Below are 24179 nucleotides of genomic sequence, written 5' to 3'. Positions count from 1 at the left end.
TCGAACGATCCGGTTCCTGGCGATCCGGTTCCTGGCGATCCGGTCTGGGTGATCCGGCTCAGTAGGCGATCCGGTGGCACAGGGCGGGCAGCTCGCCGCCGGCGAGGCGCGGCATCAGCCGCGGCAGCTCGCCGAACGGGCTCTCCCCGGTGATCAGCTCGCCGAAGGCGGGGTCGGCGAGCAGCCGCAGCGCCAGCGCGATCCGGTCGGCGAAGCCGCGGCTCGCCCGGCGGGACGGCGGGACGGCGCCGACCTGGCTGCCCCGGATCGTCAGCCGCCGCGAGTGGAAGAACTCCCCCAGCGGGACGCGGACCGGCCGGTCGCCGTACCAGCTCAGCTCGACGACCTCCCCCTCGGGCGCGAGCAGCTCCAGCGACCGGGCGAGCCCGGCCTCGGTCGCGCTCGCGTGGACGACCAGGTCGCAGCCGCCCTCGGCCTGGTCGGGATGGGCGAACCCGACGCCGAGCGCCCGCGCGACGTCCGCGCGGGACGGGTCGGTGTCGACCAGCTGGACGCGGCACCCCGGGAACCCCGCGAGGACGCCGGCGACCGAGCAGCCGACCATCCCGGCGCCGACCACGGCGATGCGGTCGCCGACGAGCGGAGCCGCGTCCCACAGCGCGTTCACGGCGGTCTCGACCGTCCCGGCGAGGATCGCCCGCTCCGGCGGCACCCCGTCCGGGACGGCGGTGACCGCGCTCGCCGGGACGACGTAGCGGGTCTGGTGCGGGTAGAGGCAGAACACCGTGCGCCCGGCCAGCTCGGCGGGGCCGTGCTCGACCACGCCGACGTTGAGGTACCCGTACTTGACCGGCCCGGGGAACGTCCCGTCCTGGAACGGCGCCCGCATGATCGCGTGCTGGTTCGGCGGGACGCCGCCGCGGAACACGATCGCCTCGGTGCCGCGGCTCACCCCCGAGAACAGCGTCCGGACGACCACCTCCCCCGGTCCCGGCTCCGGCAGGACGACATCGCGGATCTCCCCCTCACCGGGCGACCGGATCCAGAAGGCGCGCGCGTCGCGCTCCATCCGTGCTCCTCCCCCGCGTCCCCGGCGCCTCCTGCGTCTCCACCGTCACCGAACGAGGCTCCTGAGCCTCTTGCGCCTCCAGAGCCTCCGGCGCCTCGCCTCGGCCCGCGTGCCGCCGCTTGGCCAGCCACACCACGTCCCGTCCGAACGACCACACCAGCAGCGCCAGCGCCGCCGCCGCGAGCACGCCCGGATGCGGGACGGCGCCCGACGCCGCGACGACCAGCGCCACGCCCTGCACGACGGCGACGGCCTTGCGCGCGACGCTCGGCGGCAGGTCCGCGCGCAGCCACGGCGCCGCCCAGGCCGCCGCGCCGAACGCGTACCGCATCGCCCCGATCGCCAGCACCCACGCCCCCGCCGACGACGCGACCTCGACGCTCAGCATCAGCACCAGGACGGCGTCGGTCTCCATGTCGAACCGCGCCCCGAGGCGGGACACCGTCCGGGTGCGCCGGGCGACCTGCCCGTCCACGCCGTCCAGGACGAGGGCCGCCGCCGCGACCGCGACGAGCGGCCAGGCGCGGGCGTCACCGGTGAGATGCCCCGCCACCAGCGCCGCGACACCCCCGGTGAGCACGACGCGCGCCAGCGTCACATGGTCGGCCGGCCCCAGCGCCCGCCGCCGGCGGAACGCGGCGGTCAGCACGGCCCACGAGGCCAGCGCGTACCCGATGCCCACGGCCAGGCCCGCGTGGCCGGGGCGGAGCAGCGCCAGCAGTCCGAGTTGCGCGACGACGGCCGCGGCCAGTTCCGGGCCCCGGGTCGGCCGCGGCCGGCGCGGCGCCGGGACCCTCACCAGAGCCGGGCGCGTGAGCGTCATCGGCCGCGTCATCGGCGGACCTCGCTCACCGTCGCCTCGCCGAGCGCCTCGCCGAGCGGCCCCGCGGAGCCGTCGAGCTGCGGGAGGTCGTGGCCGAGCCGGTCGCGCTTGGCGGTGAGGTAGCGGACGTTGTCGTCGCTGACCGGGACCAGCAGCGGCACGCGCGCCGCGACGGCGATGCCGTAGGACTCCAGCGCGCTGACCTTGACCGGGTTGTTCGACATCAGCCGCACCGACCGGACGCCGAGGTGCCGCAGGATCCGGGCTGCCGCGCCGTAGTCGCGCACGTCCACCGGCAGCCCGATGGCGGTGGCGGAGTCGACGGTGTCGAGGCCCTGGTCGTCCTGGAGGATGTGGGTCCGGACCTTGGCCACCAGCCCGATCCCCCGCCCCTCGTGGCCGCGCAGGTAGACCAGCACGCCGGCGCCCTCCCGGGCGATGGCGTCCAGGGCGGCGCCGAGCTGGTCCCCGCACTCGCAGCGCGTCGCGCCGAAGATGTCGCCCGTCATGCACTCGGAGTGCATCCGGACGAGCACGTCCTCGCGGTCCCGCACCTCCCCCCGCACCAGCGCCATGTGCTCATGCCCGTCGACCGGGTCCCGGAACGCGACGGCGCGGAAGACGCCCCGCCGGGTTCTGAGGTCCGCCTCCGCGATGTCCTTCTGGTCGATGCCCGCGTCCATCGCTCCCCTTCCCTGGCTACACAACCACCCCTAATACGTGGCGAACGTACGAGGTGGTTGTGTCCCAAAACGGTCCGTACAACCGATGGCACGCAGGGGAGGCGCCCCAAGGTTCAGCCCAGGCGGGTCCGGACCACCAACTCGTGGAGGGCGCGGCGGTTCGCGGGCGCTTCGGGGAGGGCGCTCCGGTCGCGTTCGCCCTCCAGCCGGACGGTGAGCGCGGCGACGTCCTCCCGCAGGCGGTCGATGTCGGGCGCGTCCGCGGGCAGGGCGCCGTGCTCGGCCGCGCGCTTCGCCTCGATCAGGTCGGGCAGGTAGGACGGCCCGTCGCCGGCGAGGCGCGTCAGGTCGGCCTCGACCTCGCCGGTCCGCATCAGGTGGACGCCGGTCAGCAGCACCCGGAACGTGTAGAGGAGCGGTTTGAGCTCGTGTGACCGCTCGAACAGCGCCCATTGGGACCGCGCGAACCCCAGGTAGTGGTGGGCGTGGTTGAACGTGACCAGACCGGGGACGAGGGCCTTCAATTCGTCGTGCACGGGCGAGGTGGCCACGACGAGCGGCGACATGACCTGCTCCAGGACGTAGCCGTTGCGGCGGAGGAGCAGCGTGCAGAACTTCGCCAGGTCGTGGGTGACCGCGTCGGCCTCCACCCCGGCGTGGTCCCACATCAGCGTGACCGTCTCCTCTCCCGTCTCCAGGCCGACGATCTCCTCCAGCGGCAGCAGGTGGACGCCGCGCAGGTCGACGTCGGAGTCCCGGGACGGGAAGCCGTACAGGTGCGCGCCGCTGACGGTGAGGAACGCGCGGGGGTAGGGGTGGTCGGCGGCGAAGCGGTCGACCATGCCTTCGGGGAGGTTCACCAGGTCACGCTCCTGCGTCGGACGGAGAACAGCAGGTCCTCGACCGCGGCGCGGTCGGGTTCGGGCGGCAGCGGGCTGCGGTCCAGGGCCGCGTCCATCGAGCCGGCGACGGAGGCGCGCCACGCGCCGATCTCGTCCCAGCCGACCTCGCCGCGGCGGACGGCGAGGAGCCGGTCGCGCAGGTCGCCGACCTCGACCCGGGGCTCGCCGTGCCGGACGAGGTGCGCCCCGCTCTCCAGCAGCCGCAGCATGTGCATGACGTGCTTCCAGCGCGGTGCGCCGCCGTTGCGCAAGTCGCCTTCCAGCTTGCGGAACTGGGCCTCGGCGTAGCGGAGGAACGTGCGGTGCGCGCGCCGGGACAGGAACGCCGACCGCACGGCCAGCAGCTCCTCCCCGACCGGCGTGGCGCGCTCGACCAGCGGCGACCACAGGCACTCCAGGACGGTCGGGTTCGCGTCCAGCGCCAGCTCGCAGAAGCGCTCCAGCTCCCAGGAGAACTGCTCGGGGAGCGGGCCGTCCAGATGCGTGGGCGGCTTGGTGAAACGCCAGTACAGGGGCGCCGGGGCCACGTAGACGCCGCGCCGGTCGACGTCGCTGTCCGCGGTGGCCAGCCCGTAGGCGCGCGACCCGGTCACGACCGACAGGATCGTGTGGTCGCGAACGAGGTCGAGCGCGCCGGAGGGGTCGGTTGTCGTCACGCGGGCAGCCTGGCGCAGGAGCCTCCGCATGTCGACCGGATTGTCCCGCTTGTGCAAGCCGGTTACAGATCGGCCACGGACTTGCAGAAAGTTTCTGCAAGAGCTTTACGGGGCTGAAACACGTTGCTAACGTCCCGGTCCAGCCACCCCCATCTCTTGACCTGCGGGACGGCGCCCCGGTGAGGGACGTCCCGCGAAGGAGGACACCATGCGGCGCACCCCCCTGATCGGCGGCACCGTCGTCTGCGCCGCCCTCGCGCTCTCGCTCTCCGCCTGCGGCGGCGATGACGACGGCGGCTCGAAGGGCGGCGCGGGCGCGGCGAGCCTGCAGGGCCGCGGTCCGATCACCTTCGTGACCGGCAAGGACCGCTCGGGCTACCTGCAGAAGCAGATCGACGGCTGGAACGCCGAGCACCCGAAGGAGCAGGTCCGCATCATCGAGCTGCCGGACGAGCCGAACGACCAGCGGCAGCAGATGATCCAGAACGCCACCACCAAGTCCGACGCCTACTCGGTGCTGAACCTCGACGTCGTGTGGACGGCCGAGTTCGCCGCCAACCGCTGGCTGGCCCAGCTGCCCAAGGACCAGGTCGACCTGTCCAAGATGCTGCCCGCGACCATCGCCACGGGGCAGTACCGCGACAAGCTGTACGCCGTGCCCTCCACCTCCGACGCCGGGATGCTCTACTTCCGCAAGGACCTGCTGGAGAAGGCCGGCATCACCGACCCGCCGAAGACCTACACCGAGATGTGGGACGACTGCGCCAAGGTCAAGAAGCTGCCCGAGGCAAAGGACGCCGACTGCTTCTTCACCGAGGTCAACAAGACCGAGAGCATGACGATCAGCGCGGTCGAGGCGATCGAGAGCGCCGGCGGCTCGATCATCGGCCCCGACGGCAAGCCCTCGCTGAGCACCCCGCAGGCCAAGCAGGGCGTCGAGTTCCTCGTCGGCGCCAAGAAGGACCACATGCCGAAGGAGGCCGTCACCCTCGACACCGAGGGCGGCCGCCGCTACTTCCAGTCGGGGAAGCTGGTCTTCCAGCGGCAGTGGCCGTACCAGTACGGGCTGGCGAACTCCAAGGACGGCTCGTCCAAGGTGGCGGGCAAGTTCGCGGTCGCGCCGCTGCCCGGCCCGAACGGCCCCGGCGTCGCCAACCTCGGCGGCCACAACCTCGCGATCTCCGCGTTCGCCAAGAACAAGGCGACCTCGCTCGACTTCATCCGCTACCTGACCGGTGAGCAGGCGCAGCGCGCCAACCTCCTCGCCACCTCGCAGGCGCCCACGGTCGCGGCGCTGTACGACGACCCGGAGATGGTGAAGAAGTTCCCGTACCTGCCCGTCCTCAAGCAGGCCATCGCGAACGCCAAGCCGCGCCCGGTCGCGGTCAAGTACGGCGACGTGACCGCCGCGATCCAGGGCGAGATGTACGACGCGGTGACCGGGAAGAAGCCCGTCGACCAGGCCCTGACCGACCTGCAGTCCAAGCTCCAGCCGCTGACCGCGCAGTGAGCGGGATGACCACCACCGAGAGCGCGCCCGCCGCCGGCACCGCCGCGGCGGGCGCGCCCCGCGGCCGCGGGAAGGGCGACGTCCAGGGGACGCGGCGGCTCGCGGCGCTGCTGCTGTCGCCCACCCTGCTCGTGCTCGCGCTCGTCATCGGCTACCCGGTCCTCGCCGGGTTCCGCGAGTCGCTGTACGCGCGGGGCGAGGGGCTGGACGCCGACGGGTTCGTCGTCGAGGGCGACCGGTTCGTCGGGCTCGACAACTACACCGCGATCTTCCAGGGCGACCGCGCCGACGCGTTCTGGAACGCCTTCTCCAACACCACGTTCTTCACCCTCACCACGGTCGTGCTGGAGACGGTGATCGGCGTCGCCATGGCGCTGATCATGCAGCAGGCGTTCCGCGGGCGGGCGCTGGTGCGCGCGAGCATCCTCGTCCCGTGGGCGATCCCGACCGCGATCTCCGGCCTGCTGTGGCGCTGGATCTTCCAGGCCGACGGCGCCGCGAACGCGGTGCTGCGCCAGGAGATCCTGTGGACCGCCGACGGCTTCCCCGCCAAGATGGCCGTCGTCATCGCCGAGGTGTGGAAGACCTCCCCGTTCATCGGGCTGCTCGTCCTCGCCGGCCTCCAGATGATCCCCCGGGACGTCTACGAGGCGGCCAGGGTGGACGGCGCCGGCCCGGTCCAGCAGTTCTTCCGCATCACCCTGCCGCTGGTCAAGCCCGCGCTGCTGGTCGCCGTGCTGTTCCGGATGCTGGACGTGCTGCGGATGTTCGACCTGCCCGCCGTGCTGATCGGCGTGAACCAGAAGTCCGTGGAGACGCTGACGATGATCGCCTGGTTCGAGGCCTCCAACCTGCGGTACGGGTCGGCGGCGGCGTACGCGACCGTCCTGTTCCTGTACATCGCGCTGATCGCGTACCTGTTCGTGAAGCTGCTCGGCGCCGACATCATCGGCGAGGCCCGCCAGAAGACCGGCCACCGGAAGACCGGGCGCGCACGCGCCGTGCGGTCCGCGCGCGGCGGAAGGAGGGCGGCGGCATGACCGGCTCCCCGATGAAGCGCACGCTGTCCTACCTCGGGTTCGCCGCCGTGGCGGCGTACTGCCTGGCGCCGTTCTACTGGATGGTGGTCTCGGCGTTCCGCCGCCCCCAGGACCAGTTCGACAACTCGGTCGTCCCGGCGCGGTGGTCGTCGGAGAACTTCTCCGCGGTGTTCTCCGGCGACAACGGCTTCGGCCGCGCCCTGCTGAACAGCGTCATCGTGGCGGGCACCACCACCGTGCTCACCCTGCTGATCGGCACGTTCACCGCATACGCGCTGGCCCGGCTGGACTTCCGGTTCAAGAACGCGGTGCTCGGGCTGATCGTCGCGACCACGATGTTCCCGGGAATCTCGCAGCTGGTCCCGCTGCTGAAGCTCTTCACCGACATCAAGTGGATCAACACCTACCAGGCGATGGTGCTGCCCAGCCTCGGGTTCGCGCTGCCGCTGTCGGTGTGGCTGCTCACGGCCTTCTTCCGGCAGCTGCCGTTCGAGCTGGAGCAGGCGGCGATGGTGGACGGCTGCACCCGCGGCCAGGCGTTCCGCAAGATCATCGTCCCGCTGGCGGCGCCCGGGGTGTTCACCACGGCGATCCTCACCTTCATCGCCGCGTGGAACGAGTTCCTCATCGCGCTGTCCATGGTCAACAAGAAGGAGATGCAGACCGCCACGGTCGCGATCTCCAAGTTCACCGGCGTCTCCGGGTTCGACCAGCCGTTCGGCACCCAGATGGCGGCCGGGGTGATCGTGACCGTCCCGCTCATCGCCGTGGTGCTGGTCTTCCAGCGCCGGATCGTCGCCGGGCTCACCGCCGGCGGCGTCAAGTAGCTCCCGACAGCTCCCCGACCAGAAGGATGTTCATGACCCAGGACACCCTGCTCGTCCCCGCCTCCGGCGACCGCGGCGGAGGCACCCGCTGGTGGCGCGACGCCGTCATCTACCAGGTGTACGTGCGCAGCTTCGCCGACTCCGACGGGGACGGCGTCGGCGACCTGCCGGGCGTCCGGTCCCGGCTGCCGTACCTGGCCGGCCTCGGTGTCGACGCGCTGTGGCTGACCCCGTTCTACGTCTCCCCGATGGCCGACTTCGGCTACGACGTGGCGGACTACCGCGACGTCGACCCGCTGTTCGGCACGCTCGCCGACGCCCGCGACCTGATCGCGGACGCGCACGCGCACGGGCTGCGGATCATCGTGGACGTGGTGCCGAACCACACCTCCGACCGGCACGCCTGGTTCCAGGCGGCGCTCGCCGCGGCCCCCGGCTCGGCCGAGCGGGCCCGCTACGTCTTCCGGGACGGGCGGGGCCCCGGCGGCGCCGAACCCCCGAACGACTGGGAGTCGGTGTTCGGCGGCCCCGCCTGGACGCGGGTCCCCGACGGCCAGTGGTACCTGCACCTGTTCGCACCCGAGCAGCCCGACCTGGACTGGGAGAACCCCGAGGTCCACGCCGAGTTCGCCGACATCTTGCGGTTCTGGCTCGACCTCGGGGTGGACGGCTTCCGGGTGGACGTCGCGCACGGCATGGCCAAGGCGCCGGGCCTGCCCGACGTGGGCCACAGTAACCAGGTGGAGATGCTCGGCACGGCCGTCCTGCCGTACTTCGACCAGGACCCCGTCCACGCCATCCACCGCGAGTGGCGCCGCCTGCTCGACTCCTACGACGGGGAGCGGATCGCCGTCGCCGAGGCGTGGGCGCCCACGCCGCAGCGGCTCGCCGACTACACGCGCCCCGACGAGCTGCACCAGGCGTTCAACTTCCACTACCTGACCGCGCCGTGGGAGGCGGACGGGATGCGGGCGGTGATCGACGAGTCGCTGCGCACCGCCGGGGCGGTCGGCGCGCCCGCGACCTGGGTACTGTCCAACCACGACGTGAAACGGCACGTCACCCGGTACGGCGACGGCGAGACCGGCCTGCGGCGCGCCCGCGCGGCAGCGCTGCTGACGCTCGCGCTGCCCGGCTCGTCCTACGTCTACCAGGGCGAGGAACTGGGCCTGCCGGAGGTGCTGGACCTGCCGGAGGAGTTCCAGCAGGACCCGCAGCGGCTGCGCGGCGAGGGCGCGGGCCGCGACGGCTGCCGCGTCCCGCTGCCCTGGGATGGCGAGGAGCCGCCGTTCGGGTTCGGCGCGGGCGCCGCGCCATGGCTCCCGATCCCCACCGAATGGCGGGACCTGACCGTCGCGGCGCAGGACGGCGATCCCGGCTCCATGCTGGCGCTCTACCGCGAGGCGCTGCGCATCCGCCGCGAGCACCCGGCGCTCGGTGACGGCGATTTGTACTGGATCGCGAGCCCACCCGGCACACTGGTCTTCGTGCGTGAGGCCGGGGGCGGGAACGGGCGGCTCGCATGCGCGATCAACATGGGCGGCACCACAGCCCGCGTCAGTGTGCGGGGCACCCCGCTCCTCGCGAGCGGACCGGTCCACACGGACCGCACCGCGAGCGGCGGAGACGTCGACCTGCCCCCGGACACCGCGCTGTGGTGGGACGCCGAGGAGGGATAACTTGAAACCCATGACGACGCGCCTGGCGGACATCGCGGCACATGCCGGGGTGAGCGAGGCGACGGTGAGCCGCGTGCTCAACGGCAAGCCGGGCGTGTCCCCGACCACGCGCCAGGCGGTGCTGACCGCCCTGGACGTGCTCGGCTACGAGCGCCCGGCCCGGCTGCGCCAGCAGCGGGCCGGGCTGATCGGGCTGATCATTCCCGAGCTGACCAACCCGATCTTCCCGGCGTTCGCGGAGGTGATCGAGAGCGCCCTCGCCCGGCACGGGTACATGGCGGTGCTGTGCTCGCAGGCGCCGGGCGGCGTCGCCGAGGACGACTACATCGAGATGCTGCTGGAGCGCGGCGTCGCCGGGATCATCTTCGTCAACGGCCTGCACGCCAACGCCAACTCCGACCGGGCCCGGTACGCGCGGCTGATCGAGCAGGCCCTCCCGATCGTCCTGGTCAACGGCTACCGGCCCGACATCGACGCGCCGTTCATCTCCAACGACGACGTGGCGTCGATGGAGGCCGTCGTCGCGCATCTGGCCGCAATGGGCCACCGCCGGATCGGTCTCGCGATCGGACAGGACGTCTACGTGCCGACGCGGCGCAAGACCGAGGGGTTCCGGCGCGGGATGGCCGCGCACACCGGGCTCGCCCCGGACGAGGTGGACGAGCTGATCGTCAACACCATGTACACGGTCGAGGGCGGGCAGGCGGCCGCCGCGAAGCTGCTCGACGCGGGCTGCACGGCGATCTGCGGCGGCAACGACATCATGGCGCTCGGGGCGATCCGGGCCGCCCGGGCGCGCGGCCTCCAGGTCCCCGAGGACGTGTCGGTGACCGGCATGGACGACTCGCTCCTGACCGCCTACCTCGACCCTCCGCTGACCACGGTCCGCCAGTCGGTGCGGGAGATGTCGATGGCCGCGGTGAGCACCGTCCTGGACGAGATCCGCGGCGCCCGCGCGCCCCGCACCGAGCTGCTCTACCGGCCGGAACTGGTCGTCCGGCGGTCCACGGCGCCGGCCCCGGCCGCGGCCCGGCTGTCCCCCGTCAAGGAGGGCTGACCGGGCCCTGACGGGGTGTCGGACCAGGCCTGACCAGGGTGCCGCGGGAGACAGCTTCTTGTAACGGTTGTGTTTCGACACATTGACAGTGAGCCGCGTCACGGTCTTTCATCCGTGGGAGCGCTCCCACACCGATGCACCACGACAACCTGAGAGGGGTCCGCCATGAGGGCCATCATGCGGCGCGGACTGAGTACGGCGATGGCGGCGGTACTCGTCGGCGGCCTCGCCGTCGCGTGCGGCGACGGCGACGACGACAAGGGAGGCTCCGACAGCGGGCCCGTCGAGCTCACCGTCGACGTCTTCGGCGAGCCGGGTTACGACGCGCTCTACAAGCAGTACGAGCAGTCCCACCCGAACGTGAAGATCAAGCAGCGCAAGGTCTCCACGCTGGACGAGTACAAGCCGCGCATCCAGCAGTGGATGGCGACCGGCAGCGGCGCCGGCGACGTCGTCATGCTGGAGGAGGGCATCCTGCCGCTGTACATGCAGCAGAAGGCCAAGTTCCTCAACCTGTTCGACTACGGCGGCAAGGACCTGGAGAAGAACTTCCTGCCGTGGAAGTGGCAGATGGGCCTCAGCCCGGACGGCAAGCAGCTCGTCGGCCTCGGCACCGACGTCGGCCCCCTCGCCATGTGCTACCGCAAGGACCTGTTCAAGAAGGCGGACCTGCCCACCGACCGCGCCGAGGTCGGCAAGCTCTGGCCGACGTGGGACGCGTTCCTGTCCACGGGCCAGAAGTTCCAGCAGAAGGTGCCCGGCACCAAGTGGCTCGACGGCCCCACCGCCGTGTTCCGCGCCACCGTCCTGCAGAACGCCGGCGCCGGACCGGGCTACAGCTTCTTCGACAAGAGCAACAACCTCGTCTTCGACAGCAACCCGGCGGTCAAGCAGGCGTTCGACACGGCGCTGAAGTTCGAGCAGAGCAAGCTCACCTCCGACATGTCGATCTTCACCCCGCCGTGGCAGACCGCCCTCAAGCGGGACACCTTCGCGACCCTGCCGTGCCCGTCCTGGATGCTCGGCGGCATCGAGGAGTTCGCCGGCGACTCGGGCAAGGGCAAGTGGGACGTGGCGACCACGCCCGGCGGCGCCGGCTACTGGGGCGGCTCGTGGCTCGCGGTGCCCAAGCAGACCAAGCACGCCAAGGCGGCCGCCGAACTCGCCAAGTTCCTGACCTCCCCCGAGGGCCAGGTCGGCGCGTACAAGGCCTCGAACGTCTTCCCGTCCTCGCCGCAGGCCGCGCAGGACCCGGCGGTCGCGGGCGCCAAGAGCGCCTACTTCAACGACGCCCCCGTCGGGCAGATCTTCGGCCAGCTGGTGGCCGGGGTGAAGCCGGTCTACCTCGGGCCGAAGCACGAGGACGTGCGGGCCGCGGTGGAGAACGTCCTGGTCTCCGTGGGCCAGGGCCGGCAGAAGCCCGATGAGGCCTGGACGAAGTCCGTCGACGAGGCGAAGAAGGCCGCCCGCTAGCCGGCGGTCCCCCGACCACGGCGGCGGCGCCGGCCGACACCTCCCCGCCGGCGCCGCCGCCGTTCCCACTTCCCGCTTCGTCCCGTCCTCGGAAAGGAGGCGCACGACGTGACCACCGATCTGCGCCCCAACCGGAACGGCCCGCCGTCCGCCTCGCCCGCGGCGGCGCCGCCCGGGCCGCGCAGCGCCTGGCGCGCGCGGCTCACCCGGCTCGACGTGAAGGGCGCACCCTACGCCTTCATCTCGCCGTTCTACCTCGTCTTCCTGGTCTTCGGCGCCTTCCCGCTCGTCTACACGCTCTGGGTCTCCCTGCACGACTGGGAGCTGGCGTCCGGGACGCGCAAGTTCGTCGGGCTCGACAACTACGACTACCTGCTGGGCGACGCCGACTTCTGGCACGCCACGGTCAACACCCTCGGGATCTTCGTCCTGTCGACCGTCCCGCAGCTGCTGCTCGCGCTGCTCATCGCCAACACCCTGAACCGGCGGATGCGGCTGCCGACGCTGTTCCGGATCGGGATGGTCGCCCCGCTGGTCACCTCGACCGCCGCCGTCGCGATCGTGTTCACCCAGATGTTCGACCGGGACTGGGGCATGGTCAACTGGGCGATCGGGCTGATCGGCATCGACCCGATCAGCTGGCAGAGCAGCCGCGGCTGGTCCTGGGCCGCCATCGCGATGATGGTGGACTGGCGCTGGACCGGCTACAACGCGCTCATCTACCTCGCCGCCATGCAGGCGATCCCGAAGGACCTCTACGAGGCCGCCGCGATCGACGGCGCGTCCCGGATCCGGCAGTTCTGGCAGATCACGGTCCCGATGCTGCGCCCCACGATCATCTTCACGGTGATCATCTCGACGATCGGCGGGCTGCAGCTGTTCACCGAGCCCGTCCTGTTCAGCGTCGGCACCCCCAACAAGATGGACGGCGGCGCGGGCCACCAGTTCCAGACGATCACGATGTACATGTACGACAACGCGTTCGGCCATGACCGGTACGGCTACGGCGCGACCGTCGCCTGGGCGCTGTTCGTGATGATCATCGTGTTCTCCCTGATCAACTTCCTGGCCGTGCGGCGCACGGGAGGCTCCAAGTGACCACGCTCCTCGCCGGCCCCGACGGCCGGCCCCAGGGCGGCAGGCGCGCCGCCGCCCACCCCGGCCGCTACCGCGGCCTGTGGAACGCCAGCCCGCTGACCTACCTCACGCTGATCGTGGCACTGGCGCTGTCGATCTTCCCGATCTACTGGATGATCATCGTGGCGACCCGCACGAACAGCGTGGTCGCCGACGTCCCGCCGCCGCTGCTGCCCGGCGCCCACGGCGGCGACAACGTCGGCCGGCTGTTCGACAACCCCGAGGCCTACTTCGCCAAGGGCCTGCTGAACTCGGCGATCGCCTCCGCCGCGGTGACGGTCTCCACGGTCTTCTTCGCCTCGCTGGCCGGGTTCGCGTTCGCCAAGCTGCGCTTCCGCGGCAAGAACGGCCTGCTGCTCACCATCATCGCGACGATGATGATCCCGGTGCAGATGGGCATCATCCCGCTTTACATGATCATGGTGAAGCTGGGCTGGCAGAACCACCTGCAGGCGGTCATCGTCCCGTTCCTGGTCACCGGGTTCGGGGTGTTCATGATGCGGCAGTACGCCGACCAGGCCGTGCCGGACGAGCTGATCGAGGCGGCCCGCGTCGACGGGTGCACCACGTTCGGCATCTACTGGCGGGTCGTGCTCCCCGCGCTGCGCCCCGCCGCGGGCGTCCTCGGGCTGTTCACGTTCATGCAGACCTGGAACGAGTTCATGTGGCCGCTCGCGGTGCTGAGCCCGGACAACCCGACGGTGCAGCTGTCCATCAACAACCTGGCGAACGCCTACTTCAAGGACTACACGCTCATGTTCGCCGGCACCAGCGTGGCGATCCTGCCGCTGCTCGTCGTGTTCATCATTTTCGGCCGCCAGATCATCGGCGGGATCATGGAAGGTGCTGTGAAGGCGTGACCTCCCTCAAGGACGACACCAGCGCGGCTCCCGCCGCACCTTTCCCGACCGGGTTCCGCTGGGGGGCCGCCACCGCGGCCTACCAGATCGAGGGCGCCGCGGGCGAGGGCGGGCGCGGACCGTCCATCTGGGACACCTTCTCCCGCACGCCGGGCAAGACCCTGGGCGGCGACACCGGCGACGTCGCGGTGGACCACTACCACCGGTTCCCCGAGGACGTGGCGCTCATGGCCGACCTCGGCCTCACCGCGTACCGGTTCTCGATCTCCTGGCCGCGCGTGCAGCCCACCGGGGCCGGGGACTTCAACCCCGAGGGCCTCGACTTCTACCGGCGGCTGGTCGACGCGCTGCTGGAGGCGGGCATCGAGCCGTGGCCGACGCTCTACCACTGGGACCTCCCGCAGCCGCTGGAGGACAAGGGCGGCTGGCCCGAGCGGGACACCGCCCACCGGTTCGCCGAGTACGCCGACCACGTGCACGCGGCGCTCGGCGACCGCGTCACGAACTGGATGACGGTGAACGAGCCGTGGTGCGCGGCGTTCCTCGGCTACGCGTCGGGCGACCACGCGCCCGGGCGCATCGACCCCTCGGCGTCCCTGCTGGCCGCGCACCATCTGATGCTCGGCCACGGCCTGGCCGTGGACGCGATGCGCGCCCGCCGCCCGGACAACCGCTTCGGCGCCGCCGTCAACCTCTACGCGGTGTCCCCCGCCACCGAGGACCCCGCCGACCTGGACGCGGCGCGCCGCATCGACGGGCTGCAGAACCGGCTGTTCCTCGACCCGCTGCTGCTCGGCCGCTACCCCGACGACGTCCTCGCCGACACCTCGGTCTACGGGTTCACCCCGCCGGACGCGGACCTCGCGGTCATCAACCGGCCGATCGACCAGCTCGGCATCAACTACTACTCGCGGCACACCGTCGCGGGCACGCCAGGCGAGGCGGCGCAGACGGCGTCGTCGCCGTTCGCGACGAACTCCCCGTGGCCGGGCAGCGCCCACGTCCGGTTCGTCTCGGCCGGACGCCCGGTCACCGGGATGGGCTGGGAGATCGACGAGAGCGGGCTGCACGAGGTGCTGACCCGGCTGCACCGCGAGTACCCGGCCGTCCCGCTGTACATCACCGAGAACGGCGCCGGCTACGACGAGGTCCCGGACGACGATGGCACGGTCCAAGACGCCGGCCGCATCGCCTATCTCGACGCCCACCTCCGGGCGTGCCACGACGCCATTTCCGAGGGCGTCCCGCTGCGGGGCTATTTCACATGGTCGCTGCTGGATAATTTCGAATGGGCTTGGGGCTACTCCAAGCGTTTCGGGCTGGTCCACGTCGATTACGCCACGCAGCGCCGGGTGCCCAAGGACAGCGCACGGTGGTACGCCGGAGTGATCCGGCGGGGCGGGCTGCCCGAGCGGGGCTGACTCGGGGGCGACGGTACGGACGGAGGGGGCCACATGACGGGCAGGAGCACGCGCCCGACCCTTGAGGAGGTCGCGGCGCGGGCCGGTGTGGGCCGCGGCACGGTGTCCCGGGTGGTCAACGGCTCGCCGCGGGTCAGCCCGCAGGCCCGCGAGGCGGTGCTGAAGGCGATCGACGAGCTCGGGTACGTGCCGAACCGCGCGGCCCGCACGCTCGTCACCCGCCGCACCGACACCGTGGCGCTGGTGGTCGCCGAGTCGGACCAGCGGCTGTTCGGCGAGCCGTACTTCGCCGGGATCATCCGCGGGATCAGCAACGGCCTCGGCGACACCGGCCTGCAGCTCCTGCTCGCCCTCGCCCGCTCCCCCGACGAGTACGGACGGCTTGAGGAGTACCTCACCACCCAGCACGTGGACGGGGTGCTCCTCACCTCCCTGCACGCCGAGGACCCGCTGCCCGCCAAGCTGGAGGCCAACGGCGTGCCGACCGTCCTCGGCGGCCGCCCGCCGGGCCTGCACCCGGTCAGCTACGTCGACGTCGACAACCGCAGCGGCGCCCGCGAGGCCGTCGGCCACCTCATCGCGGGCGGCCGGCGGCGCATCGCGACCATCGCCGGCCCGCAGGACATGGGGGTCGGCATCGACCGGCTGGCCGGGTACCGGGAGGCGCTCGCCGAGGCGGGGCTGCCCGAGTACGTCGAGTACGGCGACTTCGGCGAGGCCAGCGGCATCACCGCGGCGGAGCGGCTGCTGGCCGCCGAGCCGGCCCTGGACGCGGTGTTCGCCGCCGACGACCCGATGGCGCTCGGCGCGCTGCGCGTCCTGCACCGCAGCGGGCGCCGCATCCCCGCGGACGTGGCGGTGATCGGCTTCGACGACTCGGCCGCCGCGCCGCTGGCCGACCCGCCGCTCAGCAGCGTCCACCAGTCGCCGGAGGAGATGGGCCGGGAGATGTCCCGGCTGCTGATCTCGCGGATCCGCGGCGAGACCGTCGCGGAACCGGTGGTCATCCTGCGCCCCCACCTGGTCCTGCGCGACTCCGCGTGAGGGGCGGGCCGCGCCCCGCCCCTATGATCATTCAGGTCGTCCCCGGGGCAAGGAGCTGAGCGATGGCCTACGAACCGACCGCCGGCGAGCGCGTCTTCCTCGACCGCTGCGTGGAGCTCGCGCGTGAGGCGCTGGAGTCGGCCGACGAGCCGTTCGGCTCGGTGCTGGTGTCGGCCTCCGGCGAGGTCCTGTTCGAGGACCGCAACCGCACTGCGGACGGCGACCAGACCCGGCACCCCGAGTTCGAGATCGCGCGCTGGGCGGCGGCCAACATGACGCCGGACGAGCGCGCGGCGGCCACCGTCTTCACCTCCGGCGAGCACTGCCCGATGTGCTCGGCCGCGCACGGCTGGGTCGGCCTCGGCCGGATCGTCTACATCATGTCGTCCCGGCAGCTCATGGAGCTGCGCGCCGAGCTGGGCGCCCCGGCCGGGCCGGTCAGCGCCATCCCGGTCCAGGACGTGGCGCCGGGCGTCCCGGTGGACGGCCCGGTCGCCGCCCTCGAGGCGACGATGCGCGAGCTGCACACGCGCGCCTGCGCCTGAGGGCGGCGACTCCCGGGCTCACCGCCGGGTCAGCGCCTCCAGCCGCTCGACGGCCTCGCGCCAGTCGGACGGCAGCAGGCACCGGGTCGCCCGGTGCCCGCGGTAGGTGAGCGTGTAGGTGAAGTGGTCGGCCACCTGGCAGCCGTCCGACGAGGACCAGGTGGTGACGACGCGGCCCAGCGCGTTCCGCAGGCCGCTCATCTCCGCCGCGCCGAGCGCGACCTTCTCGTCATTGACGAGGGCCGTTCCCGACATGTCAACGGTCACTTTCCGGTGAATTCCGGCGAATCCCCCGGAACGCTCGTAAGTGACCAGCACATCCGGTCCGGTGAAAGCGAGCATGAACGTCTCCTTTACAGCGCGGGCCGCCGGACAGCACCCCGCTCCCCATTCCGGCGGCCCGCAGACCATGGGTTACTAGCCGAAAAGGATTCCGCCGGTGGCGCGCGCGGCGGCGCACCGGTTCGGATACGTCCGGGTGAAGTACCGCGGAACGCCGTGCCAGACGCCGTTCGCGATCACCGTGACGGGCGCGTACTCCAGCGTGCACGGCTCCCGCCGCGCGGGGACGCGCCCGACGTCGCCGCCGGCGGCCTCGAGCTGGTCGCAGGCCTGGGACGCGGCGCCGAGCGTCCCGCCGTCGGGGTCGCACCACAGGGTGCGGGTGACGGCTGGGCCGTCCTGCGGCACGACCGTGAGCAGGTAGGCGCCGGCCGGTCCGTCCGCCCGCGCCGGCACCGCCGGGACGAGCATCGCCGCTCCGGCCAGGACGGCCGCCCACCGGAAACGGGCACGCGACATGTGCATGTCTTCCTCCCTGGATCGCCCGCCGCGATCTGCGGCATTGGCCGGCGGGGCATCGAATTGTGGTGAATGCCCCGCCGCATCCAGACATTAGGTGCCACAAACTCCACCAAACAAGGCCATTCTCCGTCCCAACCTAGCCACCCGTTCATTCTTAAATCAAGTCTGCCCGAATGTGCAATGCCGATTGGCAGTGAATTGCCCGCGGCCTGTGATATTCGCGGCCGTCCCGCCCATCGGGACCCGCCCGCCGCCGCACCCGCCCGCGGACGAGGATCGGACCATGCCCGCCGAGCAGCCGAGCCACCAGGCCGTCGCGAACCTCGTCCACCGCTACGCCGAATGCGTCGACCGCGCGGACTTCGCCGGCATCCGCGACCTGTTCGCCGACGCCGCGTTCACCGGCAGCCGCGGCACCCTGCGCGGCGGCGAGGCGATCGCGGCGATGTTCGAGCGGACGGTGATCGTCCATGCCGACGGGACCCTCCGCACCAAGCACGTCACCACGAACCTCGCCATCGAGGTGGACGAGGAGGCGGGCACGGCGACGTCCAAGGCGTACTACACCGTCTTCCAGGCCGTCCCCGGCCTCCCTCTCCAGCCCATCGCCTGCGGCACCTACAACGACGCCTTCTCGCGCACCAACGGTCGCTGGCACTTCACCGAACGCCGCATCACGCTCGACCTGGCCCGCGACCTGACCCGACAGCGCGTTGACCCTGATACCGGAGTCCCGGAGGGTGGTGGCGTAGATGAGCGTGACGGCGTTGAGCGCCGCCTTGGACGAGTTGTAGCCCAGCATCGTCGCGTACTGGGCGAACCACCTGCTGGAGCGGCTGGTCGACACTCCCGCGCTCGTCTGCGACGCCAAATACGACGTCCTCGCCTGGAGCCCCATGGCCGCCGCCCTGTTCGGGGACTTCTCCGCCGTTCCGGAGGACGAGCGCAACGTCGTCTGGCGTTTCTTCGCAAGGCCGCAGTCCCGGGACCGCATCGATCCCGGCGACGCCCGCCGGTTCGCCCGGGAGTCCGTGGCCGATCTGCGCGCGGTGGCCGCCCGGTATCCGCGCGACCCCGGCGTGCGCTCCCTCGTGGAGCGGCTGCTGGCGGCGAGCCCGGAGTTCCGGACGCTTTGGGCCGAGGGCGACGTCCGGCTCAGGCGCTCGACGCGCAAGCTCATCCGGCACCCGGTCGCGGGCCTGCTCGACCTCCAGTGCGAGGCCCTGCACGATCCGGCCCGCGACCAGTGGACCGTCTTCTACACCGCGGCCCCCGGTTCCCCCACCTCCGACGCCCTCCAGGCGCTGAGGGGCGCGAACCTGTGAGATCGCGCCCCTCGCGCCGGGACGGGGTCAGGGGGTCAGGGAGAAGGTGCTCAGGCGGGTCTCGCCCTTGAAGACCAGGTAGACGTCGTGGTTTCCGCGGGCGCCGGTCAGGGGTGCGGTGATCTCCTTGTAGGTGTAGTCGCCGCCGGTGGACGGGACGGTGAGGGTTCCGGCGCGGGGGCCGTCCGGGCGGTCCAGGCGGACCTCGATGGTGGTCGCGGACGAGCCCGCCACCCGCGCGGTGATCCGGCCGGCGGACGAGCCGAGGTCGGCGTCCGCGAACCGCAGCCAGGAGCCGGCCGCGCCCGCCACCGCGTCACCGGACGCCTTCGTCTCGTCGACCAGCCGGATCGCGTCGTGGTCGTCGAAGTCGGCGGCGCGGGTCGGCCCGGCGAGGTCGCGGGCGGGGATCGTCTCGCCGCGCACGTCGAGGGCCGCGCGGCGCCGGATGTCGGTGGACGAGGAGCCGATGAGCAGGTCGTGCTTCGACTTCTCCACCGTCCACTTGCCGCGTGTGACGTCCCAGACGGCGAGGTCCGAGGCGTTCAGCCGGAGTGTCGCGTTCACCGTCCTGCCGGGGGCCACGTGGACCTTGGCGAAGGCGCGGAGGCTCTTCACCGGCTGCTTCACCCGGGAACTCCGCTGGTGCGTGTAGAGCTGGACGACCTCGTCGCCGGCCTTCTTGCCGGAGTTGGTCACCGGCACCGTGACGGTCACCGTGCCGTCGCGTCCGATGGAGCGGCTGCTGAGGCGCGGCTCGCCGTACCGGAACGACGTGTAGGAGAGGCCGTAGCCGAACGGGTAGAGCGGCTTGCCCTTGAAGTACTGGTACGTGCGGTCCGACTTGATGATGTCGTAGTCGAGGATGTCGGGCAGGTCGCGGTCGGAGCGGTACCAGGTCTGCGGCAGCTTGCCCGAGGTGCTCTCGTCGCCGAACAGGACGGACGCCAGGGCGTTCCCCGTCTCGGCTCCGGCGTGGCTCGTCCACAGGATCGCCGGGACGTTGGCCTGCTCCCAGTCGAGCGTCGTCGGGTAGCTGTTCTCCACCACGACGACCGTGTTCGGGTTCGCCTTGCGGACGGCCCTGATGAGCTCCGACTGCCCCTCGGCGAGCGCCATCGTGGTGCGGTCGTGGTCCTCGCGGCCGTTGATGAACGGCATGCTGCCGACCACGACGACCGCGGCGCCGGCGCCGGTCACGGCCTTGACCGCCGAGTCCACGCCGCTGCTGACGACGTCCTTGGCGAAGCGGGACGCCTCGGCCTTCGCGGTGAGGACGAGCGTGCCGTCGTCCTGCGCCTTCACGTAGGTCTTCGCCGGGTCGGCCCAGTCGTAGGCCTTCTCGTACCCGGCGTAGCGGAGCAGGTAGTCGCCGCCGTCCTGCTTCTCCAGCTTGAACATCTGCTGGACGAACCAGCCGTTCGGCTGGTCCTGGTCGTTGGCGAAGGTGTCGCCCCAGTTGTAGCGGCCGACCGTCTTGCCGTTGGCGGCGCTGCGCAGGGTCACGACGCCCTGGCCCCAGTCGAACACGTCGAACTGCGCCGTGGCGTCGGAGGACGAGGCGGGCCCGGTCTTCAGGACCGCGCCGGAGCCCGTCCCGCCGGCGATGTACTTGCCCGTCTTCACGTCCTTGAGGGCGATGCGGTCGACGCCCTCGCTGGAGGCCACCGCGCCGGCGCGCTTCCTGATGCCCTCCAGCGGCGTGACCCTGTACGGCAGCGCGCCGGAGTACCAGTCGGTGTAGAGCGTGTCCGACAGCGGTCCCACGACCGCGACCTTCTGCGACGTGAGCGGCAGGGCCTTGCCCTGGTTCTTGAGCAGCACCATCTGCTCGGCAGCGGCGGTGCGGGCCAGGGCGCGGTGCGCGGGGCTGTCCACCGCGTCCTTGGTGATCTTGCCGTAGGGGCCGCCGCCCGGGTCGAACTCGCCGAGCCGCACGCGGAGGCTCAGGATGTGCTCCGCCGCCCGGTCGATGTCGGACTCGGCGAGCAGCCCCCGCGACAGCGCCGTCTTGACCGCGTTCACGGTGATGGACGAGTTGGTGTCGTCGGTGGTGAAGCTGTCCACGCCCGCCTTGAGGATCGCCGCGTCGCCGGTGGGCAGGTCGGGGTGGTACTTCTGGGAGCCGACGAGGTTGTTCGGGGCGCCCGCGTCGGTGACGTTGAACAGCGTCCGGTCCGACCAGGAGCGGACGAGCCCGCCGGCGTCGGGGCTGACCGTGGCGGGACGGCCGTTGACGAGGTTGTAGGACGTCATGATCCCGGTCGCCGCGTCGCGGGTCAGCGGGATCTTGAACGGGACCTCGTCGTACTCCTTCAGCACCCGGGGCCGCAGGCTGGAGGACGTCTGGTCGCGGCGGACCTCGTTGTTGTTGGCCATGTAGTGCTTGAGGACCGGCGCGGCCTTGAGGTGCTCGGGGTCGTCGCCCTGCATGCCCTGGCCGTACGCGGTGGCGAGAAGGCCGGTGAGCAGCGGGTCCTCGGAGTAGCCCTCCTCGTTGCGGCCCCAGCGCGGGTCGCGGAGCAGGTTCACGACCGGAGCCCACAGCTGGAGGCCCCACACGTCGGGGTTCTCGCTGTTGTAGCCGCGGGCCTCGTCGCCGACGGCCGAGCCGATCCGCTTCAGCAGGGCCGGGTCCCAGGTCGCGCCGAGCCCGACCGACTGCGGGAACACGGTGCCCTTCGCGGTCACGACGGCGCCGTTGTTGTGGACGTCGGTCGACCACGCGACCCCGTGCAGCGCCTCGGTGCCCGTCTTGAACCGGTTGATCCCGAGCCGCGGGATCGCGGGCTGGTACTGGTGCAGCAGGGAGATCTTCTCGTCGAGCGTGAGCCGCCCGACCAGGTCGTCCACCCGGGCCTGGACGGGCAGCCGCGGGTCGCGGAACGGGTAGGCCTCGCGTGCGGCGGCGGGTGCCGTCCACGCGAGGGGGGCCGCCAGCGCGACGGCCGCCACGAGGGTCAGCGACCGGCTGCGCCGGCCGGGGGAACGGGGATTGCGATGGGCTCTGTGCACCGGTTCTCCTTCTGGAAACATCCCCCGAGCGGATGGTGTATCGAAGCGCTTCGATAACGGGCCGGGACGGGCCCCTTCCTCCTTCGTCGGTGCGGCGGCGCCCGCTCGGTCAGCGGGGCGCGGGCGCGCTGCTGGCGCGCCTGGTCAGGGTGGGCGGGAGCAGGGTCGCGGCGGGCACGGGCGCGCCGTCGAGCTTGGACATCAGCAGTTCCACGGCGCGGCCGCCGACCTCCTCGGCGGGGATCGCGACCGACGACAGCGGCGGCTCGGCGTGCTCGGCGATCTCGTCAGGGCACAGCGCGACGACGGACACGTCCTCGGGGACGCGCCGCCCGGCCGCGCGCAGCGCCCGCACGACCGGGCCGACGACCGGCTCGTTGTGGACGAGGACGCCGGTGAGGCCGGGGCGCTCGGCGAGCAGCCGGGCGACGAGTTCGCGGGCCGCGTCGGCGGTCGACTCGCACGGGTACACCTCCTCCCCGGTCAGCCCGTGCTCGCGGACCGCGGCGGCGAACCCGTCGGCGACCCGCTGGGCGTAGCCGGTCTGCCGCGCGTACACCTCGGGCGGCGAGCCGATCAGCGCGATCTCGCGGTGGCCGAGCCCGGCGAGGTGCTCGACGCAGACCGCGCCGGCCGCGTGGAAGTCGAGGTCGATGCAGGTGAGGTCGCCCGCGTCGGCGGGGAAGCCGATCAGCACGCTCGGCCGGTCCAGGGAGCGCAGCAGCGGCAGCCGCGGGTCCTCCATCTGGACGTCCATGACGATCAGCGCGTCGACCAGGGCGCTGTCGGCGACGCGCCGCAGGCCGTCCTCGCCCTCCTCCTGGGTGAGCAGCAGGACGTCGTGGTCGTGGCGGCGCGCGGCGGTGACGACGGAGACCGCGAACTGCATGACGACGGGCACGGCGATGCCCGAGCGCAGTGGGATCATCAGCGCCAGCACGTTGGAGCGGCTGCTGGCGAGCGCGCGGGCGCCCGCGTGCGGCCGGTAGCCGAGCTCGCGGATGCTCTCCCGGACGCGCCGCCGGGTCTCCTCGGAGATCGAGCGCTTCCCGCTCAGCACGTAGGAGACCGTGCTCGGCGACACTCCCGCGTGCCGCGCCACGTCAGTGATCTTGACCACGGACCGTCCCGTCGTCCTCGTAGCGGTTCAGAGTGCGAATGATGGTAACCCCGCCCGAACCGGTCGGAGCGCGGACGCGCGCGGGCCGGTCGGCCCCGATCACCGCGAGCGCCGTCCCGGCGGCCGCGGCGCCCGCGAGGGCCGTGCCGCGCACGCCGGTCACCGGCAGCAGGACGCCGCCGAACAGGGCTCCGCCGGCGATGCCGACGTTGAAGGCGGCCGACGTCCAGGCCGAGGCGACGTCGGTGTCGCCCGGCGCCGACTCCATCACCCGGGCCTGGAAGGCGGTCGCGGCGCACGGCAGCCCGATCCCCAGCAGGACGAGCATGAGGACCGCGGGCACCGCCGCCGCGCCGAAGGCGAAGAGGCCGAGCAGGGCGGCCGCCAGCACCGCGGCGGACCCGGCGAGCAGGGCGCGCGGGCCACGGTCCACCACGATGCCGGCGACGACCACTCCCGCTGTGTCGGCGGCGCCGTTCGCCAGCAGGAGCGGGCTGGTGGCCGAGTCCGGGAACCCGCTGACGCGGGTCAGGAACTCGGTGATGTAGGTGAAGGCGGTGAAGACGCCGCCGACCAGCAGCATGATCGTGACGACCAGGAGCCGGAAGCGCCGCGCGTCCGGCGCGGACGCGGGGACGGGGTCGCGGCCGCCCGCCTCCCCGCGGGGCAGCAGGGCGGCGAGCGCGGCGAAGGACACCAGGCAGATGACGCCGAGCGCGGCGAAGGAGGCGCGCCAGCCGGCGGCCCGCCCGAGCCAGGCGCCGGCGGGGACGCCGAGGACGATGGCCAGGGACCCGCCCCCGAACACGTAGGCGGCGGCCCTGCCCCGCGCCTCGGGCGGCAGCAGCCCGGCAGCGGCGACCACGGCGACCGGCCAGAACACCGCCTGCGCGAGCGCGGTCACCAGGCGCGCGGCGAACAGGGACCCGTAGCCGGGGGCGGCCGCCGACGCGAACGTCATGACCAGGAAGACCGCCATGACGCCGGTGAGCAGCGGGCGGCGACCCACCCGGACCGTCAGCCGGACGAGCGGGACCGACACGACCGCGACCACGACCCCGTAGCCGGTGACGAGCAGCCCCACGGTGGAGGCGGAGACGTCCAGGTCGTCCGCCATGAGCGGGAGCAGCCCGATCGGCAGGTTCTCGGTCGTGCCGAAGGCGAACGCGCCCAGGGCCAGCGCCGCCACGGCCGCGCCCGCGCGTCCTGGGTTCACCGCGCGTCCGGC

22 protein-coding genes and 1 pseudogene are annotated in these 24179 nt (G+C 72.2%); 13 read left to right on the top strand and 10 right to left on the bottom strand.

What is annotated here, in order from left to right:
• Positions 1 to 58 precede the first annotated feature (58 nt).
• From AB0C21_RS22345 to AB0C21_RS22325, 5 genes are all read right to left on the bottom strand, one after another.
• Positions 59 to 1030: a zinc-dependent alcohol dehydrogenase gene (locus tag AB0C21_RS22345; protein ID WP_149262386.1), complete on the bottom strand. Its 972-nt coding sequence runs from the start codon at positions 1028 to 1030 to the stop codon at positions 59 to 61.
• On the bottom strand, positions 987 to 1865 hold the full coding sequence (locus tag AB0C21_RS22340; protein ID WP_500206598.1) for a CDP-alcohol phosphatidyltransferase family protein: 879 nt from the start codon (positions 1863 to 1865) through the stop codon (positions 987 to 989). Before AB0C21_RS22340 ends, AB0C21_RS22345 begins: the two co-directional genes overlap by 44 nt.
• Positions 1862 to 2536: a GTP cyclohydrolase II gene (ribA, locus tag AB0C21_RS22335; RefSeq protein ID WP_500206596.1), complete on the bottom strand. Its 675-nt coding sequence runs from the start codon at positions 2534 to 2536 to the stop codon at positions 1862 to 1864. The genes AB0C21_RS22340 and ribA overlap by 4 nt, the downstream gene beginning before the upstream one ends.
• A 113-nt stretch (positions 2537 to 2649) precedes the next feature.
• Positions 2650 to 3396 carry a nucleotidyltransferase domain-containing protein gene (locus tag AB0C21_RS22330; RefSeq protein ID WP_500206594.1) on the bottom strand — a complete coding sequence of 249 codons (747 nt, stop codon included), beginning with the start codon at positions 3394 to 3396 and terminating at the stop codon, positions 2650 to 2652.
• Positions 3393 to 4094, bottom strand: a complete 702-nt coding sequence (locus AB0C21_RS22325) for a nucleotidyltransferase domain-containing protein (protein ID WP_500206592.1) — start codon at positions 4092 to 4094, stop codon at positions 3393 to 3395. Before AB0C21_RS22325 ends, AB0C21_RS22330 begins: the two co-directional genes overlap by 4 nt.
• Before the next feature lie 208 nt (positions 4095 to 4302).
• On the opposite strand from AB0C21_RS22325, the gene AB0C21_RS22320 reads away from it, so the two are divergent.
• The 11 genes from AB0C21_RS22320 to AB0C21_RS22270 all read left to right on the top strand — a co-directional run bounded on the left by AB0C21_RS22320 (position 4303) and on the right by AB0C21_RS22270 (position 16687).
• Positions 4303 to 5604 carry an ABC transporter substrate-binding protein gene (locus AB0C21_RS22320; protein WP_500206590.1) on the top strand — a complete coding sequence of 434 codons (1302 nt, stop codon included), beginning with the start codon at positions 4303 to 4305 and terminating at the stop codon, positions 5602 to 5604.
• 5 nt (positions 5605 to 5609) lie between these two features.
• Entirely contained in the window at positions 5610 to 6644 is a 1035-nt protein-coding gene (locus AB0C21_RS22315; protein ID WP_149262382.1) for a carbohydrate ABC transporter permease, read from the top strand.
• Positions 6641 to 7471, top strand: coding sequence for a carbohydrate ABC transporter permease (locus AB0C21_RS22310; protein ID WP_149262381.1), 831 nt, complete (start codon positions 6641 to 6643; stop codon positions 7469 to 7471). The genes AB0C21_RS22315 and AB0C21_RS22310 overlap by 4 nt, the downstream gene beginning before the upstream one ends.
• 32 nt (positions 7472 to 7503) lie before the next feature.
• Positions 7504 to 9150, top strand: a complete 1647-nt coding sequence (locus tag AB0C21_RS22305) for a glycoside hydrolase family 13 protein (protein WP_500206588.1) — start codon at positions 7504 to 7506, stop codon at positions 9148 to 9150.
• Between the two features lie 10 nt (positions 9151 to 9160).
• A complete protein-coding gene (locus AB0C21_RS22300; protein ID WP_500206586.1) occupies positions 9161 to 10207 on the top strand; it encodes a LacI family DNA-binding transcriptional regulator in 1047 nt (348 codons plus the stop codon).
• Positions 10208 to 10372: 165 nt separating this feature from the next.
• The gene (locus AB0C21_RS22295) at positions 10373 to 11680 is read left to right on the top strand and encodes an ABC transporter substrate-binding protein (protein WP_235037158.1); all 1308 of its coding nucleotides are present in this window, start codon (positions 10373 to 10375) and stop codon (positions 11678 to 11680) included.
• Between the two features lie 108 nt (positions 11681 to 11788).
• On the top strand, positions 11789 to 12778 hold the full coding sequence (locus tag AB0C21_RS22290) for a carbohydrate ABC transporter permease (RefSeq protein WP_235037157.1): 990 nt from the start codon (positions 11789 to 11791) through the stop codon (positions 12776 to 12778).
• The gene (locus tag AB0C21_RS22285; RefSeq protein ID WP_149262378.1) at positions 12775 to 13677 is read left to right on the top strand and encodes a carbohydrate ABC transporter permease; all 903 of its coding nucleotides are present in this window, start codon (positions 12775 to 12777) and stop codon (positions 13675 to 13677) included. Before AB0C21_RS22290 ends, AB0C21_RS22285 begins: the two co-directional genes overlap by 4 nt.
• Positions 13674 to 15098 carry a GH1 family beta-glucosidase gene (locus tag AB0C21_RS22280; protein ID WP_500206583.1) on the top strand — a complete coding sequence of 475 codons (1425 nt, stop codon included), beginning with the start codon at positions 13674 to 13676 and terminating at the stop codon, positions 15096 to 15098. Before AB0C21_RS22285 ends, AB0C21_RS22280 begins: the two co-directional genes overlap by 4 nt.
• A 33-nt stretch (positions 15099 to 15131) precedes the next feature.
• Positions 15132 to 16142, top strand: coding sequence for a LacI family DNA-binding transcriptional regulator (locus tag AB0C21_RS22275; protein WP_500206581.1), 1011 nt, complete (start codon positions 15132 to 15134; stop codon positions 16140 to 16142).
• A 62-nt stretch (positions 16143 to 16204) separates the two neighbouring features.
• The gene (locus AB0C21_RS22270) at positions 16205 to 16687 is read left to right on the top strand and encodes a nucleoside deaminase (RefSeq protein ID WP_353820562.1); all 483 of its coding nucleotides are present in this window, start codon (positions 16205 to 16207) and stop codon (positions 16685 to 16687) included.
• A gap of 18 nt (positions 16688 to 16705) precedes the next feature.
• Here AB0C21_RS22270 and AB0C21_RS22265 read toward each other — a convergent pair whose 3' ends face one another.
• Together AB0C21_RS22265 and AB0C21_RS22260 are read right to left on the bottom strand one after the other, a co-directional pair.
• Positions 16706 to 16942, bottom strand: a complete 237-nt coding sequence (locus AB0C21_RS22265) for a hypothetical protein (RefSeq protein ID WP_500206579.1) — start codon at positions 16940 to 16942, stop codon at positions 16706 to 16708.
• Positions 16943 to 17104: 162 nt separating this feature from the next.
• Positions 17105 to 17494 carry an SSI family serine proteinase inhibitor gene (locus tag AB0C21_RS22260; RefSeq protein WP_500206577.1) on the bottom strand — a complete coding sequence of 130 codons (390 nt, stop codon included), beginning with the start codon at positions 17492 to 17494 and terminating at the stop codon, positions 17105 to 17107.
• A 280-nt stretch (positions 17495 to 17774) separates the two neighbouring features.
• On the opposite strand from AB0C21_RS22260, the pseudogene AB0C21_RS22255 reads away from it, so the two are divergent.
• Both AB0C21_RS22255 and AB0C21_RS22250 read left to right on the top strand, forming a co-directional pair.
• Positions 17775 to 18104: pseudogene (locus tag AB0C21_RS22255) on the top strand (nuclear transport factor 2 family protein); the annotation flags it as partial.
• 187 nt (positions 18105 to 18291) lie between these two features.
• Positions 18292 to 18816 carry an MmyB family transcriptional regulator gene (locus tag AB0C21_RS22250; RefSeq protein ID WP_500206642.1) on the top strand — a complete coding sequence of 175 codons (525 nt, stop codon included), beginning with the start codon at positions 18292 to 18294 and terminating at the stop codon, positions 18814 to 18816.
• Between the two features lie 27 nt (positions 18817 to 18843).
• Here AB0C21_RS22250 and AB0C21_RS22245 read toward each other — a convergent pair whose 3' ends face one another.
• The 3 genes from AB0C21_RS22245 to AB0C21_RS22235 form a co-directional block, all read right to left on the bottom strand.
• The gene (locus AB0C21_RS22245) at positions 18844 to 21831 is read right to left on the bottom strand and encodes a glycoside hydrolase family 3 C-terminal domain-containing protein (protein ID WP_500206575.1); all 2988 of its coding nucleotides are present in this window, start codon (positions 21829 to 21831) and stop codon (positions 18844 to 18846) included.
• 109 nt (positions 21832 to 21940) lie between these two features.
• Positions 21941 to 22951, bottom strand: a complete 1011-nt coding sequence (locus AB0C21_RS22240; protein ID WP_500206573.1) for a LacI family DNA-binding transcriptional regulator — start codon at positions 22949 to 22951, stop codon at positions 21941 to 21943.
• The gene (locus AB0C21_RS22235) at positions 22935 to 24167 is read right to left on the bottom strand and encodes an MFS transporter (protein ID WP_500206571.1); all 1233 of its coding nucleotides are present in this window, start codon (positions 24165 to 24167) and stop codon (positions 22935 to 22937) included. Before AB0C21_RS22235 ends, AB0C21_RS22240 begins: the two co-directional genes overlap by 17 nt.
• Positions 24168 to 24179: the final 12 nt, after the last annotated feature.

The sequence above is a fragment of the Spirillospora sp. NPDC049024 genome, from assembly GCF_040649235.1.
In the GTDB taxonomy this organism is placed as follows: Bacteria; Actinomycetota; Actinomycetes; order Streptosporangiales; family Streptosporangiaceae; genus Spirillospora.
Note: the sequence above shows the minus strand (reverse complement) of the source record. Positions and strands in the feature narration are given on the sequence as shown.